The sequence below is a fragment of the Cohnella cellulosilytica genome, assembly GCF_042431195.1.
GTDB lineage: Bacteria > Bacillota > Bacilli > Paenibacillales > Paenibacillaceae > Cohnella > Cohnella cellulosilytica.
The window spans coordinates 13,666-32,926 of record NZ_JBHMDN010000069.1; the positions used below are offsets into that span (position 1 = coordinate 13,666).

At 57.0% G+C, this 19,261-nt stretch carries 16 protein-coding genes; 10 read left to right on the forward strand and 6 right to left on the reverse strand.

The genetic code is table 11. From position 1 onward, the window contains the following. Positions 1–14 precede the first annotated feature (14 nt). The 4 genes from ACFFT4_RS30340 to ACFFT4_RS30355 form a co-directional block, all read right to left on the reverse strand. The gene (locus ACFFT4_RS30340; protein ID WP_378052876.1) at positions 15–2,063 is read right to left on the reverse strand and encodes an ABC transporter ATP-binding protein; all 2,049 of its coding nucleotides are present in this window, start codon (positions 2,061–2,063) and stop codon (positions 15–17) included. A gap of 88 nt (positions 2,064–2,151) precedes the next feature. Continuing rightward, positions 2,152–3,042 (reverse strand): ABC transporter permease, encoded by an 891-nt coding sequence (locus ACFFT4_RS30345; RefSeq protein WP_378052877.1) that lies wholly within the window; start codon positions 3,040–3,042, stop codon positions 2,152–2,154. 15 nt (positions 3,043–3,057) lie between these two features. Further along, complete coding sequence (locus tag ACFFT4_RS30350) at positions 3,058–4,005, reverse strand: ABC transporter permease (RefSeq protein WP_378052878.1); 948 nt, start codon at positions 4,003–4,005, stop codon at positions 3,058–3,060. A gap of 93 nt (positions 4,006–4,098) precedes the next feature. Further along, on the reverse strand, positions 4,099–5,694 hold the full coding sequence (locus tag ACFFT4_RS30355; RefSeq protein ID WP_378052879.1) for an ABC transporter substrate-binding protein: 1,596 nt from the start codon (positions 5,692–5,694) through the stop codon (positions 4,099–4,101). A 267-nt stretch (positions 5,695–5,961) separates the two neighbouring features. Between ACFFT4_RS30355 and ACFFT4_RS30360 the strand changes: the two genes are divergently transcribed. From ACFFT4_RS30360 to ACFFT4_RS30380, 5 genes are all read left to right on the forward strand, one after another. Further along, positions 5,962–6,849 carry a LysR family transcriptional regulator gene (locus ACFFT4_RS30360; protein ID WP_378052880.1) on the forward strand — a complete coding sequence of 296 codons (888 nt, stop codon included), beginning with the start codon at positions 5,962–5,964 and terminating at the stop codon, positions 6,847–6,849. A gap of 201 nt (positions 6,850–7,050) precedes the next feature. After that, a complete protein-coding gene (gene rpsF, locus ACFFT4_RS30365; RefSeq protein WP_378052881.1) occupies positions 7,051–7,338 on the forward strand; it encodes a 30S ribosomal protein S6 in 288 nt (95 codons plus the stop codon). Between the two features lie 69 nt (positions 7,339–7,407). Beyond that, positions 7,408–7,926 (forward strand): single-stranded DNA-binding protein, encoded by a 519-nt coding sequence (gene ssb, locus ACFFT4_RS30370; RefSeq protein ID WP_378052882.1) that lies wholly within the window; start codon positions 7,408–7,410, stop codon positions 7,924–7,926. A gap of 20 nt (positions 7,927–7,946) precedes the next feature. Further along, positions 7,947–8,288 (forward strand): 30S ribosomal protein S18, encoded by a 342-nt coding sequence (gene rpsR, locus ACFFT4_RS30375; RefSeq protein WP_378052883.1) that lies wholly within the window; start codon positions 7,947–7,949, stop codon positions 8,286–8,288. A 93-nt stretch (positions 8,289–8,381) separates the two neighbouring features. After that, on the forward strand, positions 8,382–8,975 hold the full coding sequence (locus tag ACFFT4_RS30380) for a glutathione peroxidase (RefSeq protein ID WP_378052884.1): 594 nt from the start codon (positions 8,382–8,384) through the stop codon (positions 8,973–8,975). 159 nt (positions 8,976–9,134) lie between these two features. Here ACFFT4_RS30380 and ACFFT4_RS30385 read toward each other — a convergent pair whose 3' ends face one another. Further along, the gene (locus ACFFT4_RS30385; RefSeq protein WP_378052885.1) at positions 9,135–10,253 is read right to left on the reverse strand and encodes a GntR family transcriptional regulator; all 1,119 of its coding nucleotides are present in this window, start codon (positions 10,251–10,253) and stop codon (positions 9,135–9,137) included. 227 nt (positions 10,254–10,480) lie between these two features. Here ACFFT4_RS30385 and ACFFT4_RS30390 point away from each other — a divergent pair, with 227 nt between their 5' ends. After that, on the forward strand, positions 10,481–12,247 hold the full coding sequence (locus ACFFT4_RS30390; protein ID WP_378052886.1) for a glycoside hydrolase family 2 protein: 1,767 nt from the start codon (positions 10,481–10,483) through the stop codon (positions 12,245–12,247). Between the two features lie 103 nt (positions 12,248–12,350). On the opposite strand, the gene ACFFT4_RS30395 is transcribed toward ACFFT4_RS30390, so the two are convergent. Further along, positions 12,351–13,454, reverse strand: coding sequence for a GntR family transcriptional regulator (locus ACFFT4_RS30395; RefSeq protein WP_378052887.1), 1,104 nt, complete (start codon positions 13,452–13,454; stop codon positions 12,351–12,353). 202 nt (positions 13,455–13,656) lie between these two features. On the opposite strand from ACFFT4_RS30395, the gene ACFFT4_RS30400 reads away from it, so the two are divergent. The 4 genes from ACFFT4_RS30400 (at position 13,657) to ACFFT4_RS30415 (ending at position 19,032) form a co-directional block, all read left to right on the forward strand. Beyond that, positions 13,657–14,994 carry an ABC transporter substrate-binding protein gene (locus ACFFT4_RS30400; protein ID WP_378052888.1) on the forward strand — a complete coding sequence of 446 codons (1,338 nt, stop codon included), beginning with the start codon at positions 13,657–13,659 and terminating at the stop codon, positions 14,992–14,994. 77 nt (positions 14,995–15,071) lie between these two features. Beyond that, on the forward strand, positions 15,072–15,959 hold the full coding sequence (locus tag ACFFT4_RS30405; RefSeq protein WP_378052889.1) for a carbohydrate ABC transporter permease: 888 nt from the start codon (positions 15,072–15,074) through the stop codon (positions 15,957–15,959). 19 nt (positions 15,960–15,978) lie between these two features. After that, entirely contained in the window at positions 15,979–16,821 is an 843-nt protein-coding gene (locus ACFFT4_RS30410) for a carbohydrate ABC transporter permease (protein WP_378052890.1), read from the forward strand. An 18-nt stretch (positions 16,822–16,839) separates the two neighbouring features. Then, a complete protein-coding gene (locus ACFFT4_RS30415; RefSeq protein ID WP_378052891.1) occupies positions 16,840–19,032 on the forward strand; it encodes an exo-alpha-sialidase in 2,193 nt (730 codons plus the stop codon). Positions 19,033–19,261: the final 229 nt, after the last annotated feature.

Genomic DNA, 19,261 nt, shown 5'->3' on the forward strand with positions numbered 1-19,261 from the left:
CAAGTCTCCTTCAACTAGGATGCGTAGAAGCAGGCAACCTGGCGGGAGTCGCCGACCGGATCGAGCGGCGGCATCTCCTCCCGGCAGCGGTCCGAAGCCAGCGGGCATCTCGTGCTGAACCGGCAGCCTTGCGGCGGGTTGGCCGGGCTCGGGAGCTCGCCCTTGAGCAGCTCGATGCCGCGTTGTTTCTCCAACTGCGGGTCCGGGATCGGAGCCGCGTCGAGCAGCGCCTTCGTATACGGATGCTTCGGATGCCGGAACACCTCCTCCGACAAGCCGAATTCGACGACCTTGCCCAGGTACATAACCGCGATCTTGTCGGAAATATGGCGCACGACGGACAGGTCGTGCGAGATGAAGACGATGCTGATCCCCAGCCGGTCGCGCAGCTCGACGAGCAGGTTGATGACCTGGGCCCGCACGGATACGTCGAGCGCGGACGTCGGCTCGTCGGCGACGATGATCGACGGCGACAGGGCGAGCGCGCGGGCGATGCCGATCCGCTGGCGCTGGCCGCCGCTGAGCTGGTTCGGATAACGGTCGAGATAGGAGATGTCCAGGCCGACCGTCATGATCAGCTCGCGGATGCGCTTCTCTCGCTCTTCGGGCGTACCGACTTTCATTACATGAAGCGGCTCGCCGATGATGCTGCGAATCGTCATCTTCGGATTAAACGAAGAGTACGGATCCTGGAAAACCATCTGTACCTTGCTGCGGAAGGCGCGAAGCTGCTCGCCCTTGAGATGGGCGATGTCGACGCCTTCGACGATGATGCTGCCGTCGCTCGGCTCCTCGAGCCGCAGCAGCAGCCGAGCCATCGTGCTCTTGCCGCAGCCGGATTCGCCGACGACGCCGAGCGTCTCGCCGGGGTGCAGCGAAATATCGATGCCGTCGACGGCGCGAACGACGCGGCGCTTCTTCAGGAAGGACGGCGCCGACGCGAAATGCTTCTTGAGCGAGCGCAGCTCCAGCACCGGACGGACAGGCTCGCCGCTGTCCGGCCGCTCCGGGCCCGCCGCGGCTGCCGCGACCGGCGCCGGTTCCGGCTCCCGGGACGAGGCTGTCTCGAGCGCATTCAATTGCGCCATTCCGCCGGAGACGAAGCAGGCGGCGCTGTGCGTCGCGGAGCGCGGCGTCAGCTCCGGGCTGCCGGCCTCGCAGGCGGACGTTGCCGCCGGGCAGCGCTTCGCGAACGAGCAGCCGGGGATCGGCAGCCGCATATCGGGCGGGAAGCCGTCAATTTGCAGCAGCCGCTTCATTCGAACGCCGTCCGCGCTCGGAATCGTGCGGAGCAGGCTTTGCGTGTACGGATGCTGCGGACTGGCGAAAATCTCCTCGACCGTGCCGAATTCGACGATCCTGCCGGCATACATGACGGCGACCTTCTGGGCGAAGCGGGCGACGAGGCCCAGATCGTGGGTAATGAACAGCATGGCGCAGCCGGTTGTGACCGAGATTTGCTGGAGCAGCTCGATAATCTGCGCCTGGATCGTGACGTCGAGCGCGGTTGTTGGCTCGTCGGCGAGAATGAGCTTCGGATCGCAGGACAGCGCCATGGCGATCAGCACCCGCTGACGCATCCCGCCGCTCAGCTCGAACGGATAGCTGCGCACCCGCAGCTCCGGGTCCGGGATGCCGACCTGGCGCAGCAGCTCGACGGCGCGGCGCGACGCCTGCCGCCGGTCAAGGCGCAGATGGCGGCGGATCGTGCTCACGAGCTGATCCTCGATCGTCATGACCGGGTCCAGCGAGGTCATTGGGTCCTGGAACACCGTGCCGATCGTTCCGCCGCGCAGCTCGTTGAGCTGCCGCTCCGACAGCCGGAGCAGATCGCGGCCTTCCAGCCGGACGGAGCCGGAGACGATTTTGCCCGGATGGGAGACGAGCTGCAGGAGCGACATCGCCATCGCGCTCTTGCCCGAGCCGCTCTCGCCGACGATGGCGAGCCGCTCGCCCTGCCGGAGCTGGAACGAGACGCCGTTCACCGCGCGCACCGTTCCTCGTTCTGTTAGAAAATGAGTGTGAAGGTCTTCGACGGACAGCAGCACTTCATCGTTGGACATGCCGCTTCCTCCTTTCGTGATGCTTGCTTGCGTGTGCGGCAGGCGGAGATCGCCGCGCGGAGCCGTCCTTGCGCCACGGGCGGCCGGATCAGCGCTTGGAACGCGGATCGAGCGCTTCCCGGATGCCGTCGGACAGCAGATGCAGCGAGATGGCGATGACGAAGATCATCAGGCCGGGCAGCGTGGAGATCCACCAGCCTTCGCGCAGGTACGGCTGGCCGTCCTTGATGATGTTGCCGAGCGACGGCTCCGGCGGCGTAATGCCGAGCCCGAGGAAGCTCAGGCTCGCTTCCGTCAGAATGGCGCTGGCGGCGACGATGCTGGCCGATACGAGCATCGGCGCGAGCGTGTTCGGCACGATGTGGCGGAACATCAGCCAGCGGGTCGGCGCCGACACCATGCGGGCGGCGTCGATGAACGTGCGCGATTTGATACCGAGCACGAGCGAGCGCTGCAGCCGGATCGCCCGCGGCAGGTCGGCGACCGCGATCGCCGCGATGACGGGCAGAATGCCGGCGCCGAAGATGGCGACAAGGGCGATGGCGAGCAGCAGCGACGGGAACGACAGGAAGATGTCGGAGATCGCCATGATGAGCCGGTCGACCCGTCCTCCGAAGAAGCCCGATATCGTGCCGACGATCAGTCCGCCGGCCAGCGTAATGAGCGCGACCGTAAAACCGACGATCAGCGACGTTTGCAAGCCCGATATCGTCCGGCTAAGCTGGTCGCGGCCGATCTTGTCGGTGCCGAACCAGTATTCCGCGGACGGCGCGTGCATGCCCGCCTTGACGTTCGTCTGCAGCGGATCGGCCAGCGGCAGCAGCGGCGCCAGCAGCGCGACCGCGACGAGCGGAAGCAGAATCGCCAGCCCGATCAGGCTTTGCCTGCCGCGCAGCAAGCGCAGCAGGGACCGGAATCGGGGCAGCTTCAGAGTGACGGATGCCGACTGCCTGAGCGTGCCTTCCATACTGTTGTCCATGTCCACAACCCCTTTCTAGTACTTGACGCGAGGGTCCATATAGCGATACAAGATGTCGGTCAGCATGTTGACGATGATAAACAGCAGCGAGTAGACGAGAATGACGTTCTGCACAAGCGTGTAGTCGCGCATCTTGATGCCGCCGATCAGCAGCGAGCCGATGCCGGGAATCGAAAAGATGAATTCGGTAATGACGGTGCCGTTCATTAGTCCGCCGAAGGCCAGCCCCGCCACGGTGATGATCGGCATCGCGGCGTTCTTGAGGGCGTGGCGGAACACGACTCTGAGCTGCGGCATGCCGAACGCCCGCGCGGTGCGAATATAATCCTCGTTCAGCACTTCGAGCACAGAGGTGCGCGTAATGCGGGCGATCGTCGATATTTGCCCGAGGCAGAGGACGATAAGCGGCAGCGCGATTCGCTTCAGCAGTGCGGCCGGATCTCCGAAGTCGACGGGGCCCGTGGCCGGCAGCCAGCCGAGCGTCAGCGTGAACAGCAGCATGAGCAGCAGCGCCACCCAGAAGGAAGGCATCAGGTCGACGAGCATCGCGATCCAGGTCAGGACGTTGTCGACGACTTTCTTGCCCTTATGCGCCGTGAAAGCGGCGATCGTGCCGAGCGCGACGGCAATGACGCAGGCAATGGCGATCGTCAGCAGCGCGATGACGAAGGTGATCGGCAGCGCGTCTCCGATCAAGCCGAGAATCGATTGTCCGGTCACCATCGTCTTGCCAAGATCCAGCCGCAGCAGGTCGCCCCAGTAATTGAGGTATTGCTGCCACATCGGCGTATCGAGCCCAAGCCGCGTTCGCAGCGCGTTCAGCGCGTCTCCCGACAGGCTGTCGCCGGCCATGGCGGAAGTCGCGTCGCCCGGGATCAGGCGGATGACGATGAAGACAAGCGTAATGACCCCGAGTAGGGTTGGAACGAGCTGCCCGATTTTTTTCAACAAGTAGGATGCCATGGACAGATCTCCTCTCCGACGCGAAAGCGTGAATTTTCGTACGAATTGCCGAACCGGCGATACCCGGGAATCCGAAAAATGGCGCCGCGCCGATTACTTCGCGATGTCGACCTCGTAATAGTTCACCTGGGACAGCGGGGTGAGCGCGAGATTCAGCACGTAGTTGGCGCTCGGCCAGTAGCCGTTGGCCGACAGCATCGGAATGTACGGCAGGTCGGTCATCGCGATTTTCTGCACTTCGGCGTACAGCGCCTTGCGCTGCTCCGGATCGATCTCGGCTCTGGCCGCTTCCAGCTTGGCCGTCAGCTCCGGATTGTCGTAACGGGCGCCGTTCATGCCCTTCGGCGCGATGTTGTTCGGATGCAGATAGCTGAACAGGATTGTGTCGGGGTTCACCGCCGGCAGCAGCCGTCCGGAGACTTCGAACGTGCCGTCGTTGCGAATTTTGTTGTACTGCGCCGCCTCGACGATCTCGAATTGCAGGTTGATGCCGACGGCGCGCAGGTTTTCCTGCTCCAGCTGATCGCTTTCCTCCACCTGGCGGATATGCTCGGTGACGGTAAAGCCGTTCGGGTAGCCGGCTTCCGCGAGCAGCTCCTTGGCCTTCTCCGGATTGTATTCGTATCTCGGCACATCGTCGGTATAGACGTCCATCCATTTCGGCAAAATGTTAAAGGTCGGCGACTGGCCGAGCGGATTGGTCGCCTCGATGTTGCCGGCCCAGTCGACGGCATGCGCCCAGGCTTGACGGACGCGGACGTCTTCGAGCGGCTTGACGCTTTCGTTGAACATCCGGACGTTGACGGCACGGTCGCTCAGCTTGTTCAGCTTAAAGCCGGCTTGCTCGAGCCGCTGCAGCAGCTCCGTCTTCTCGATTCGCATCGCTACGTCCACTTCGCCGTTCTGCAGGGCGATGGCGGCGGTGTCGTCGTCCTTGATAATGCTGAATACGAGCTTCCCGATCGGAGCCGGCCCTTTGTAGTAGCCGTCGTGGCGCGCCATCACGATCTGGGAGTTCGTCGTGATGCTCTCGATGAAGTAGGGGCCGGTTCCGACCGGGTTCCACATATATTGGTCGCCGTATTTCTCGACGGCTTCCTTCTTTACGATCTGACCTTGATGATAGTTGGCGACCTGGTGCAGGAAGTTGCCGTCCGGCGACTTCAGCTTGATGACGACCGTGTACGGATCGGGAGCCTCGAACGCTTCGACGTTGCCGAATTCGTTGGCGTAAGGGGAAGCGACGGCCGGATCGATAATGCGCTGGTAGCTGTACAGCACATCGGCGGAGGTGAACTCCCCGTAATCCTGCTGCCATTGCACGCCTTGCCGAAGCCGGAACGTCCACGTCCGGTTGTCCGGCGTCTCCCAGCTTTCCGCCAGATCGGGTACGAGCTCTCCCTGCGAATTGTAAGTCATCAGTCCGCTATAAATATTAAAGGCGATGCTTTCGTTCTCGGTCCGGAAGATCGTGGCCGGGTCGAAGCCGGCAGGATCGTCGTAGAATCGGATGCGAAGCGTCTTCTCTTCGCCGCTTGCGGAAGCGGGAGGACTGCTGACGGCGGCCTCTCCGGACGAAGAGGCGCCGTTCCCGTTGCTGCCTCCGCTGCAAGCAGCCAGCATCACCGCGAACGCGAGCGCCAAGCCCGTCCAGCCCAATCTTCTTTTTCTCGTTGTCGAATCTCCCATCTCTCTCCAGCCTCCCATTTTTTTGTAGATCGCATGTCGTTCATGCATCGATCAGGACTTTGTAACAGAAGGTTACATAGAAGCCAGCCCCACCCTTGACAATTGGCTTACGGCTATCTTATGTTAGATAAAATGACAAGTAAATGGTCAAATTCGAATAAAACCATTCATAAAATGAATGCAATTGCTTACATTACATTTATTTCATGGAGAAACTATCATTATAATGACATATAATTAACGTGTATATAACGTGAGGTGGGTAAAATGAATCTCGAGCTGATCCAGACGTTCCTGGCGGTGCATCGGGCCGGCAGCTTCCAGAAAGCGGCCGAGCAGCTGTTCCTGCCGCAGCCGACGGTTTCCCATCGCATGAATCAATTGGAGAAAGCCGTCGGCAAGCCGCTGATTGCCCGACGCAAGAGCGGCAACCAGCTTACGCTGGAAGGAAGGGCGTTCTACCCGTATGCGCTGCAGCTCCTGGAAGTGCTCGAACAGGGGAAGGCCGCCGTCGAGAAAGCTTCCCGGGAGGAGCAGTTCCGGTTGGAGCTCGGCTGCACGAACTCGTTGAGCAATCTGTTTCTGTATCAGAAGCTGCAAAACTTTATCGCGCTGTTCCCGCAGACGAACATCAAGGTGCATTCCTATTCGACGACCGAGGTGATCCTAGCGATCCGCAGAGGAATGTTCAATCTCGGCGTCATCCGTTATTCAATGGAAGATACCGAGCTGTCGTTCAAGCTGATGAACAGCGAGCACATTTACTTCATCGTATCGAACCGCCATCCGTGGGCGTCGCGAGACTCGGTGACGCTGCAGGATATCGCCCGCCATCAGCTTGTGCTGTACCAGGAGGGCAAGCAGTACCGCGAGACGATCGCGTTCGTGTTCGAGAAGATGAACTTGAGCCTGAACGCCAAATACGAGATGAACAATCTGGAGCTGATCAAGCAGATGGTGGCCGGCGGCTATGGCGCCACGCTGTTCGCGCCTTCCTATATGGGCAACGAAGTGCTCGACGGCACGCTGGTCGCTCTGCCGATCGAGAACAATCCGTTCCCGATGCGGCAGACTTTTTTGATTTATAATAAGGAGAAACTGAATCCGGTCGACCAGATGTTCTACGATTACCTCTTCGCTTCTCCCGCGCTCTGAAAATAAAAAACGGCCGCCCGCGGAAGACGCGGCGAGCCGAAGCGCGGCGGGGCGAGGCATAAATCTCCTTGCGGTATGAAGCCCGTTGTGATAAAGTATTTGGGTATGCTGTAGATTGCATACTCCTTGCTTCCCAGCCGATAGCCAAGCTGTCGGTATATCAAGTGGGGGGCCACAAGACCTTAAGGAGGTGAACGGAAGATGCGCAACTATGAGTTGATGTACATCATCCGTCCGGACGTGGAACAAGAAACCGTTCAAGCTGTCACGGAAAAATTCCAGGGCATCATCGGGAACGGCGGAGAGATCGTTAAGCACGACATCATGGGCAAACGTCGTCTTGCTTACGAGATCAACAAGCACCGCGAAGGGACGTATGTGTTGGTTCATTTCAAGGGTACGTCGGAAGTCGTGACGGAACTCGAGCGCGTTCTGAAGATTACGGACGAGATCATTCGTCATATCGTCGTCAGAGAGCAGACCGCTTAATAACCGCACAACCCGGGCGGACAACCGCCGTTAGCTTTACAATGTCATGTCTAGTGGAGGGAAACCGCGATGCTGAACCGAGTTATTCTCATAGGACGCTTGACCAGGGATCCTGAACTGCGCTATACGCCTGCAGGAGTAGCCGTTACCCAATTTACGCTGGCGGTAGACCGCTCGTTCTCCGGCAATCGGGAGGAACGCGAGGCGGATTTTATCCCGATCGTCACTTGGCGACAGCTTGCCGAGACTTGCGCGAATTACCTTCGCAAAGGTCGTCTGGCCGCAGTCGAAGGCCGAATTCAAGTGCGCAACTACGAGAATAACGAAGGCCGACGCGTCTATGTGACCGAAGTGATCGCCGACAACGTTCGATTCCTGGAATCGCCCAACCGCGAAGGCGGCGGGCAGGGAAGAGACGATGCTTACGGCAGCGCTCCGGCGGCAAGCGCGGGAGGCGGATACGGCGGTGGCGGCGGCAGCAGCAATCGCAGCGGCTCCGGATCGCGCAGCAGCGGCGGCAACAATAACGATCCCTTCGCGGATGACGGGCGACCGATAGACATATCGGACGATGATCTGCCATTTTAACTGGAAAGGACGGAGAACAAATGAGCGAACAACAAGCACAACCCCAAGCACAAGCACAAGCACCGGCACAAGCACGTGAAGAGCGCGGACCACGCGGCCCTCGCGAAGGCGGGGAGCAACGCGAGCCTCGTAAGTTCCGCCGCGGCGGACGCAACAAGCGCAAGAAGGTTTGCTACTTCACCGTAAATAAAATCACTCACGTCGACTACAAAGAGTTGGATCTTCTTCGCAAGTTCATCAGCGAACGCGGCAAAATTCTGCCTCGCCGCGTGACGGGCACAAAAGCGAAATACCAACGCATGCTGACGGTTGCGATCAAGCGCGCTCGTCAAATGGCTCTTCTGCCATACACGACGGAGTAAGATAAAGCGAATCAAAGGAAGCCTCTCATTCTACGAAATTAGACTGAGGGGCTTTCTTCCATTCCACTTTCATTATCGGGAGGAGACGGAGCAATGACGATTTACGATTACGCAGCGAAAACGATTAGAGGCGAGGATACCGGGCTGGACGCGTACAAGGGGAAAGTCGTTCTTATCGTCAATACGGCCAGCAAGTGCGGCTTGACGCCGCAGTACGAAGCGTTGGAGAAGCTGTACCGGACCTACAAGGACCGGGATTTCGTCATTCTGGGTTTTCCGTGCAATCAGTTCGGCGGTCAGGAGCCCGGCTCCAATACGGAGGTGGAGGAGTTCTGCCAAGTGAACTACGGCGTGTCGTTCCCTCTGTTCGAGAAGATCGACGTGAACGGGGAAGCGAAGCATCCGCTGTATGCCTATTTGACCGAGCAGCGGCCTTTCGAGGGCTTCGACCGGAGCCAGCCGTCGGGGGAGCGGTTCCACAAGATGTTCGCCGACAATATGCCGGACAAGCTGCTGGACAACGAGATCAAATGGAACTTCACCAAGTTTCTTATCAATCGCGAAGGCCAAGTCGTCGCGCGGTTCGAGCCTCCCGTCGTTCCCGAGGAGATCGCTCCGAGTATCGAACAGCTGTTGCAGGCTGCCGAGGAATCCGGGCTGTTCTCTAAGCCAGCCGAGCTGCTTTGAAAAATAAACGATGATAAAAGTGTGAGGGGGATGTACCTCCTTCCGATGCTATACGCTCCCGAAAAGGGACTGATAAACCCGTGAAAGGGTGATTTCAGGAGCGTAGGAGGCATTCTCCGGGAGGTACATCCCCTTCTTTGTCTATCAACACTGTCGAAATTATAAGCCTTCCGGAGCGGGATAGGTCACGTCGCGGACGAAGGTGACGGGGACGATCTCGCGCCGGGGCGCATACGCGCCCTCCATTTGATGGATGATCATTTCGACGGCCTTCTCCGCGATGGCCGGAATGTTCTGCTCGATGTACGGAACGAAGGGCAGCTTGGGATCGTCAAAAGACACGAGGGTCAGCTCATCGGGAATCCGCTTGCCGATCTCGTAGACGGAGGCGTACACCAGACGGGCGAGCACGGTATCGATTGTAATGACCGCGGTAATCCGGGGATACGTATGGAAGAACGCTTTTATTTTTTCCTTGAGTCCTGCATCGTCCTCCTTGGTATGCCGTTTGAGATAGAGCCAATACTTTTTGTCGATCGGCAGCGAACGTTCAAGAAACACTCTCTCGAAGCCCGCTTCGCGTTCCCGGGTGTTGGAGTTGGAATCCTCTTGCGTAATGAGCGCGATATGCTCATGTCCGGCTCCGAGCAAATAATCGACCACGCTCATTGTTCCGGTCAGGTTGTCCGAGGTGACGCTGCTGTTGGTAATGCTGGGCAGGTAGCGGTCGACCAGGACATGCGGAAATCGGTCCAGGGACAATTTCAAAATTTCCTCGTTATAGTTATCCTCCATCACCGGGAAGATGATGAACCCCCGCACGCCGAACAACTGGAACATTCGAATCGCTTCGACCTCTTTTTCCATAATATCCTCGGTTACCCGAATTAGCGTCTGGTATCCTCTCTCGTGAAGGCGGGATTGCACCTGGAAAAACAGCATGCTCTCAATCGGCATCATGATGGAGGGGAATACGATGCCTACGATGCCGTTAAAGCCGGAATGGATCGAGTGCAGAATATCCGTCCCGTTCCTCCCCGCCACGAACGTGCCTTTGCCTTTAAGACGAATGACCAGATTCTCGTCGCTCATCAAGGCTAAAGCCTGTTTGGAAGTGATCTGACTGACGTTAAAATAGCTGGCGATTTCCTTCTCGGAGGGGACGCGATCGCCGGGACGAAGCTTGCCCGACATAATCTGTTCCCGCAGATGATTCGCGATCTGCTTGTACAGAGGGATCGACTTGTCGTTTGCCAATGAGGATTTCTTCTCGCTCATAGTCGCCAGCTCCCGCATTAGTATACTAAGGTAAATGGAGTCACTATCATCATATCGGCCCGATATAGCCGTTGTCAAAGCATTAATTTTCGGGATTTGTCTAAAATATACTAAGTATAGTATATAATAATTCAACCTATCTCCTTATGATGAAGGGTAGACAGAAAACGCATTCATGCGAGGTTAAGCCTGATGCGCATACATCATCTTGGGTGGAGGTAGGGACATTGAATCCAACGGGAATCAGAACGGAATATCCCAGGCCGCAATTCGTGCGAGCGGACTGGTTAAGCTTAAACGGGGAATGGGATTTCGAGTTCGACGACGAGAACGCGGGGATCGAAGAAGGCTGGTTTGACAATCCGACTTTCACCAAGAAAATCGCGGTCCCGTTCTGCTATCAAAGCAAGCTGAGCGGAATAGGCGACAGCGCCTTCCACGATATCGTCTGGTATCGCCGAACGTTCGAATATTCTTATGCCTGGGAGGGGCAGCGGCTTCTCTTGCATTTCGGGGCGGTGGATTACAGCGCTTCCGTATGGGTGAACGGCATGCTGGTCGTCAAGCACGAAGGGGGCCATACTCCGTTCTCGGCGGATATTGGACCGGCGCTGCGGACGGGAGTTAACGAGATTGTCGTTCGCGCCGAGGATTACAGCCGGGAGGTCACGCTGCCTCGCGGAAAGCAGTATTGGAAGGAAAAAAGCGATATTATTTTCTATACGCGAACGACGGGCATCTGGCAATCGGTCTGGCTGGAGCCGGTGCCGGCCGTGTATTTGGATAGGGTGAAGTTCGATCCGGACATCGACCGCAACGAAATTAAAATTCAATATTTCATCGCGGGCTTCGATCGGATGAAGGGCGGGTCGGCGCTGCGCACGCGAATTACGTTCGGCAACGAGCTGGTTGCGGAAGAGGAATTCCGGGTCACGCACGCTAACCTGACGAGAACGATCGCCCTGCACGATTTTAACGACCACGGTCTTGGCCGCTGGTGGTCGCCCGAACGTCCCAATCTGTATAACGTGGAATTTACGTTAACGGCGGACGGGCAGGCCGACGATCGGGTCGGCAGCTATTTCGGCATGCGCAAAGTGTCCGTCGAGCACGGCAAGCTCTGTCTGAACAACCGGCCGTATTATATGAGGCTTGTGCTGGACCAGGGCTATTTTCCGGAGGGGATATTGACGGCGCCCAGCCTCGAAGCGCTGCAGGCGGACGTGGAGCTGACCAAAGCGATGGGCTTTAACGGCACGCGCAAGCATCAGAAAATCGAGGACCCGCTCTTCCTGCACCTGTGCGACAAGCTGGGCCTGCTCGTGTGGGGGGAAATGGCCAACGCCTGCGCATATTCCGAGCAGTATGTGGAGCGGATAACGCAGGAATGGCAGGAGGCCATCCGGCGCGATTACAACCATCCTTGCGTCGTCGTTTGGGTGCCGATCAACGAGAGCTGGGGCGTTCCCAATATTTTGGTGGACGAACGGCAGCAGCACCATGCGATGGCGCTCTATCACTTGACCAAATCGCTGGACGCCAGCAGACCCGTCATCTCCAACGATGGCTGGGAGCATGTCAAATCCGATCTGTACACGGTCCACGATTACGAGTGGAGAGACGACGTTCTCCGGCAGCGTTATTCGACTATCGAAGGAGCGACGGACGCTCCCCAGAAAAGGGAAATGCATGTCGGAGGCTACAAGTACGACGGCGAACCGGTGCTTGTGACGGAATTCGGAGGCATCGCTTTCCGGCAGAGCGAATGGGAAGGCTGGGGATATTCCGGCGCGTCCAACGAGGAGGATTTCGAGCGGCGGCTGAGGGTCGTCTTCGGAGCTCTGCAAAGCTCGCCCCTGGTGCAAGGGTTCTGCTATACGCAGATCACGGACGTAGAGCAAGAGATTAACGGTCTGCTCACCTACGACCGCAAGCCGAAGCTTCCTCTGGAGACGATTCGCTCGATCGTCCTTGGACAGGGGGCTGTCTCCTAAGCAAGGGCGTACAAGATGATCGATGGAAAAAGGAGATCGATGCGAATTGCCTCCTTCCATCGCTCATCGTTCGGTACGCCTTATTCTACTTATGCGACAGCTACTAGACGTGATCCGAATCGAACAGGTCGCTAGGCAGAGGGTATGCGACGTCCTCGACGAAACGAACCGGCACAGTGACGCGCTCCACCCGGTACGCCGACTCCATCTGGTCGATCAGAATGTCGGCCGCATGGTTGGCGATGCTTTCGATGTTCTGCTTGATGAAGGGGACGAACGGCAATTTCGGATCGTCGTAGGAGACGAGCTTGATTTTGTCCGGGATTGTGCGGCCCATCTCCTGCAGCACGCCGTAAGCAAGGGTGGCGATAATGGTATCGATAGCGACAACGGCGTCGATCTCGGGATGCGCCTCGAAGAACCGCCGCAGCTGCATCCTCGTCTCCCGATCGTTTCTTCTGCCCTTGTCTACGAAAAACCAATACTTCTTGTCGATCGGGAGCTCGCGATCCGTGAAAGCTTTCTCGAACCCCGCTATTCGCTCCTGCGCGTTCGAATTGGCGATCTGCCGAGTCAGAAACCCGATGTTCCTATATCCTTCGTCCAGCAAACGGTGAACCGTCTTCACCGTTCCCTCGATATTGTCCGAAGCGACGCTGCTGCTGGTTATATTCGGCAGGAAGCGGTCCACGAGCACGTGCGGGAATCTCTCCAGCGACAGCCTCAGAATTTCCTCGTTGTAACTCTCGTCGATGGCCGGAAAAATCAGATAACCTCTTATGCCGAAAAGCCGGAACATTCGAATGGCTTCCATTTCCTTCTGCATGTTGTCGTCCGTTACGCGTATGAGCGTTTGATACCCTTTGGTATGGAGCAGAGTCTGAATGAAGTAAAACATCAAGCTCTCCACCGGCATATGGATCGACGGGAAAACGATGCCGACGGTGCCTTTAAGCCCGGTATGCGCGGAGTGAATGAGATCCGTGTCGTGACGACCGGCTACGAAGCTTCCTTTCCCTTTGATCCGGGTGACCAATTGGGCGTCGGCCAGAGCGGCCAACGCCTGCTTGGAGGTCATTTGGCTAACCTTGAAATAGGCGGACAGCTCTTTTTCCGAAGGAACCCTGTCGCCCGGACGAAGCTTGCCGGATAAGATTTGCTCCTGAAGATAATGCTGGATTTGTCTGTACAAGGGCTTGGCGCTCATGCGGGCTTTTCCTCCAATTGGATGTACTAAGTTATACTAATTATAGGATCATAGATAGGACGGTAGCTAGGCCTGGTTAAGCCTTTTTTAATGGATGATGGTTAATTTTAATACTAAGCTTAATATAGAATAGGTTTTTCCCGGCCCTTATACTGAAGATGTAAGTAAGCGATTACAATTCAGAAACAGGAGGGTTCTTATCATGAACAAGTGGAAACGGGGAAGCGGACTCGCTGCGATGTGCGCCATGCTGCTGCTGGCATCCGCATGCGGGGGCGGCGGCAATTCGAGCGGCAGCCCGAGCCCGAGTCAACCGGCCGGGAGCGCGGAATCGAGTTCGCCGGGCAGTTCGAAAGAGGCGTCCGAAGGCAAGGTTACCATCACGTACTGGAACGGATTTTCCGGTTCGGATCGCCCGGTTCTGGAAGCGCTTGTGAAGAAGTTCAACAGCTCGCAGGACCAGATTGAAGTCAAGATGGAGATCATGAACTGGGACGTTCTCTACCAGAAGCTGACGACTGCGTCCGCCACCGGGCAAGGCCCGGATTTTATCGCGTTCGGTCCGGAGAATATCGCCAAGTACGCCGATCTCGGCGTCATCGCTCCGGTAGACGACTTTTACGAGAACAGCATGATCGATACGTCGCTGCTGCCGAAAAATTACGATTCGCTGCTGCACTATAAAGACCATTTCATCGGCTTCCCGATGAACTATTTTGCCCATGCGCTTTATTATAACAAGGATTTGGCGAAGAATGCGGGACTCGATCCGGAAAAGCCGCCGACCACCTGGGACGAGATGGCCGATTGGGCCGTGAAGATGACGGATTCGAAGAAAGGCCAGTACGGCATGACGCTTCCGGCCGGATGGGTGTACATTCCCCAGTTGATATGGGCCAACGGAGGCGACGTGATTGATTACAGCAACAAAACCTCCTTGATCAACAAGCCGGAGGCGGTAGAAGCCGTTAAATATTGGACGGATCTTGTGCTGAGCAAGAAGGTCGCTCCCGCGCCCAACAGCGACAACCTGAAGATGTTCGCTTCCGGAAAATTGGGCATGATGTTCGACGGCCCATGGATGTCTCCCCAGTTCAAGGAGGCCAAGATCAATTACGGCGTCGCCCTGATGCCGGCCGGTCCGCAAAAGCAGGTGACATTCGGTTCCGGCTTGTCGATGCATCTGACAGCCAAGGGCGCGCAGGACGAGAAGATCAAAAAGGCCGTCTACAGGTTCGCGCAGTGGTGGTTCGAGAAGGATACGCAGAAGGAATGGGCGATCAAGATCGGCTTCCCGCCGGTTCGGACGGATCTCGCGGGCGATCCCGAAATTATCGCCGAGAACCCGGATCTGGAGGTCTTCATGGAATCGGCCAACATCGGTCAACCGTGGTTCGTCGGCATCGTCAATTCCAATAAAATCGTGTCCGAGGTTACGCAGAAATCGTTCGAGCTGATTCTGATGAAGAACGCGGATGTTCAGAGCACGCTGGATCAGGCATCGGCCGATCTCGACAAGATTCTGGCTACCGAACGATAATCGAGCCGCAACTAAAAGCAGGGAAATCCGGGAAGGTCCGGATTTCCCGATCCCTTTTGGTTGGGAAGGGGGCCCCTATGAGATGGAAGTCATTGGCTTGGAATAAGTCTGCCGTCGGTTATTTGTTTATCCTGCCCAGCATGATCGTCATGACGATTTTCGTCATCGTTCCGCTGTTCTTTTCCTTGTTTTCGAGCGTGTTCAGCTTCGATATCATGCTGCGCAATTTCAAGTTTATCGGCTTGGACAACTACCATGCCGTCATCGGCGACGAGCGGTTCTGGAACAGCTTGAAGAATACGATCTATTTCGTCGGCGGGAACGTTCCGCTGCAGATTGTCGTCAGCATTCTGGTCGCCGTGGCGATCAACAAGAGATCCCGTTTGAATCTCGTTTTCCGTACCGTCTATTTTCTTCCCGTGGTCTGCTCGATGACAATCGTCGCCATGGCCATCGCGATGATGTTCGACTTCAACATCGGCATTGTTCCGGCGCTTCTGCGCGGGCTCGGCATTCCGGTCGTCGACGTGTTCAACGATCCGACGTGGGCCATGCCGGCCATTATTCTGATCAGCGTATACAAGAGCTTCGGGTTCACGATGGTGATTCTGCTGGCCGCGCTGCAGGGAATTCCCGAGAGCTTGTACGAGGCGGCCGAGCTCGACGGAGCGGGCAGAAGGGCCATGTTCTTCGGAATTACGCTCCCGTCCATCGCGCCGACCCTTGTCTTCGTCGTCATTACGTCCATCATCGGCTCTTTTCAAGTGTTCGACCAGGTTTACGTGACGACCAAGGGAGGTCCCATGTTCAAGACGGAAACGATCGTGCAGTATATTTTCGATAAAGCGTTCGTCACGAACGAAATGGGACCGGCCATCGCAAGCGCCATTCTGCTGTTCATGGTTATCCTTATTGTCACGTTGATAAACATGCGAATAGGACAGAGGTCCGAGCAAAATTTCTGACGACGGAGGTGACGATGAAATGGATACCGCGATGAACCGTCGACAAGGCGTCGATTTTGGCCGTTGGATCATTTTGCTGCTCTTGATCCTGCTTGCGGCGGCCACCGTATTTCCTTTTCTGTGGATGGCCAGCACCTCCGTCAAGCCGATGGGGGAAGTGCTGGGCTCGCCGGAGCGCTTGCTGCCGATCACGTACGACTTCAGCACGTACAGTAAAATCTGGTCGGAGGTTCCTTTTGCCCGCTATTTTGTGAATTCTCTGGTGTTCGCATGCTCCGTGGTGGCCATCTCCCTCTTCCTGAATTCAATGGCCGGTTACGCGTTTGCCAGACTGCAATTCAAGGGCAGGAATCTGCTGTTTGTCCTGATTCTGTGCACGATGATGATCCCGTTCCAGGTTACGATGACACCCCTGTTTCTCATTATTTATAAGCTGGGGATGATCGATACGTACCAGGGACTGATTATTCCAAGAGCGGCGGACGCGTTCGGAATTTTCATGATGCGTCAGTTCTTCCTTACGCTGCCCAGAGACCTGGAGGAGTCCGGAAGAATCGACGGAGCAAGCGAATTTAGGATCTTCTTCAAAATTATGCTGCCGCTTTGCAAGCCGGCTTTCGTTACGCTCGGCGTATTTACGTTCATGGGGAATTGGAACGATCTGCTGTACCCGCTGTTGATGACGAACTCCGAGCAGTTCAGACCGATTCAGGCGGCGATCGCTCTGTTCGCCGGCAAATACGGGACGGATTACAGCTTTGTGCTGACCGGTCTGCTGATCGCGTCCGTTCCGACGATTTTGGCTTATTTATTCGCTCAGCGCTTCTTCGTAAGCGGAATTGCAATGACAGGCATCAAGTAGAATATCGGAGGGATTGGATTGGCAAGCCGCATTTGGTCCAAGGAGCAAGCTTGGAGATGGTATCGGGAACGCGATTGGGTCGTAGGGTGCAACTTTATTCCGAGCGATTGCTCGGGAACGCTGGAGATTTGGCAGGCATACAACCATAATGAAGTTCGGAAAACGATGGAGAAGGAGCTGGCGCTGGCCGCCTACACGGGCATCAACAGCTTGCGCATGCTGCTTCCGTACGGGGTATGGCAGCACGAGCACGACGGTTTTATGCAGCGTTTCGACGCTTTCCTGGATCTGATCGAAGCGTACGGCATGACGCTGATGCCGATTTTCTTCGACGACTGCGGAAGAGGGCCGATCGAGCAGGCTTCCGGCAAGCCGCGGTTCGGGAAGCAGCCCGAGCCGGTGCCCGGACATCACGGGGGATTCCCGTCGAGAAGCCGCGAGCATTCGGCCGATCCGAGCTACCATATGGCGGATAATCGGAACAATTGGCCCGAGATGGAGCGGTTTGTCAAAGAGATGGTAGGCAAGTATCGGGAGGACAAGCGCATTCTCGCGTGGGACATCTGGAACGAGCCGGGCAATTCCGGAGCGGGGGGTTACGGCAACGTCAACAAGAGCCTCGAAGCGATGGAGGCCGCGTTCGCCTGGGCCCGCGAAATGGACCCCGTCCAGCCCCTGACGGCAGCGCCGTGGGATTTCTACCACGACTACTTTGAGCGCTGCCGACCGGGCGAGCTGACTCCCATCGAAGAGCGGGCCGTTGCCTTGTCCGATGTCGTATCCTTTCATTATTACGGGCCGATCGAGCGATCCGAGCAGCTCATCGAGGCGTTCCAAGCCTATGGGCGGCCTCTGTTCATCACGGAGTGGCTGCATCGCCCGTTTGCGAATCATGTTCATGACCATTTGCCGCTCTATCGGAAGGAAGGCATCGCGTGCTTCCATTGGGGACTGGTCAACGGCAAAACGCAAACCCACGAGCCGTGGGACTGGATTCAGAATATGGATCTGGACTTCAGCTCGTGGCAGCACGATCTTTACAATCGGGACGGAAGCCCCTACAGGCATGACGAGATCGAGACGTTTCGCAAATTAACGGGCAAAGACGCCCCAAGGAACGGAGATGACAGCATGAACTCGGCAGGACAGATTTCCGTAAGCTGGGAGCCGCCCGTTCTCATCCACGACATTCCGGCCTTCGAGGATTTGGGCGTGGACGCGCGCTATTCGCACCCCGGCAAGTACGGTTCCCAATACGGGCGAATGGTTTTTCTGAAAAACGGAACATGGTTAACCGTCTATACGATCTATGACAACAACGGGTACACGTACGAAGCGAGCGGCGGCAATAAGCTGGAGTTCGCGATCAGCCGGGATGAAGGACAGACGTGGGAGCGCCTGTCCCAGCTCGGCCACCCGTCCAGGGACATGGACAACGGGCAGCTGATCGAATTGGACAACGGAGACCTGCTGCTGAGCTGCCGTTCCGTCCGCTGGCACGAATCCTACCAATTGCACGTGTACAAGAGTACCGACGGAGGCCGCACTTGGGCGTTCTGGTCGACGATCGACGAGCTGAACGGCTCGCCCGGCAGCCTCGGCAATCCGGATAAAGGCGTATACGAGCCGCATTTCTATCGCTTGGCCGACGGCCGTTTATCCGTCATGTACGCCAACGAGAAACACGTCATCGAGCCGCCCTACTACAGCCAGATCATCTCGCAGAAAATATCCGAAGACGACGGCAGAACCTGGGGAGAAGAAATCTGGGTCGCCTGGGACCCGGCGAGTCCGCATCTTCGTCCCGGAATGCCCGTATGGACCAGGCTGCAGGACGGCCGTTACATCGTTGTCCTCGAGGTGGTTCATCTGGTGATGTATCAATGCGTGTCCGCGGCCATCACTTATAAAATTTCGAACGACGGCGTCCACTGGGAAGCGGGGAACGGCACGCCCATTCCCGCGCAGCATGGAGGCCCGTATGTCGAACAGTTGCAGGACGGCACATGGATGGTCACATCGAATTCCGGACAAATCTCGGTCAGCCGGGATAGCGGAGCTTCCTGGCAAACGATTGCCTCCTTGCCCTTTGCAAGCCATCTCTGGCCCAGCCTGTACGCGTTGGACGGCAGCAGGTTCCTGCTGCTGAACTCGGCGGCCCGGCCGGAAGGCGGGCACAATATCCAGATGTGCATCGGGCAGCTCAAGTAAGACGGCAGTGCAAGGGGCAGCCCAATAAGTAAACAAAGGCGTACCTAACGATAATCGATAGAATGTTGTAAGTCGCATCTATCTCCTTCCGATGCTATACGATCCTGAAATTTTGAACTGGTTAACCCGTGAATGGGTCATTTCAGGAACGTATGAGGCAGTCTCCAGGAGATAGATGCTTCTTCTTTTTCATCGATTATCTTTGTACACTTTTACTTACAGGACAGTC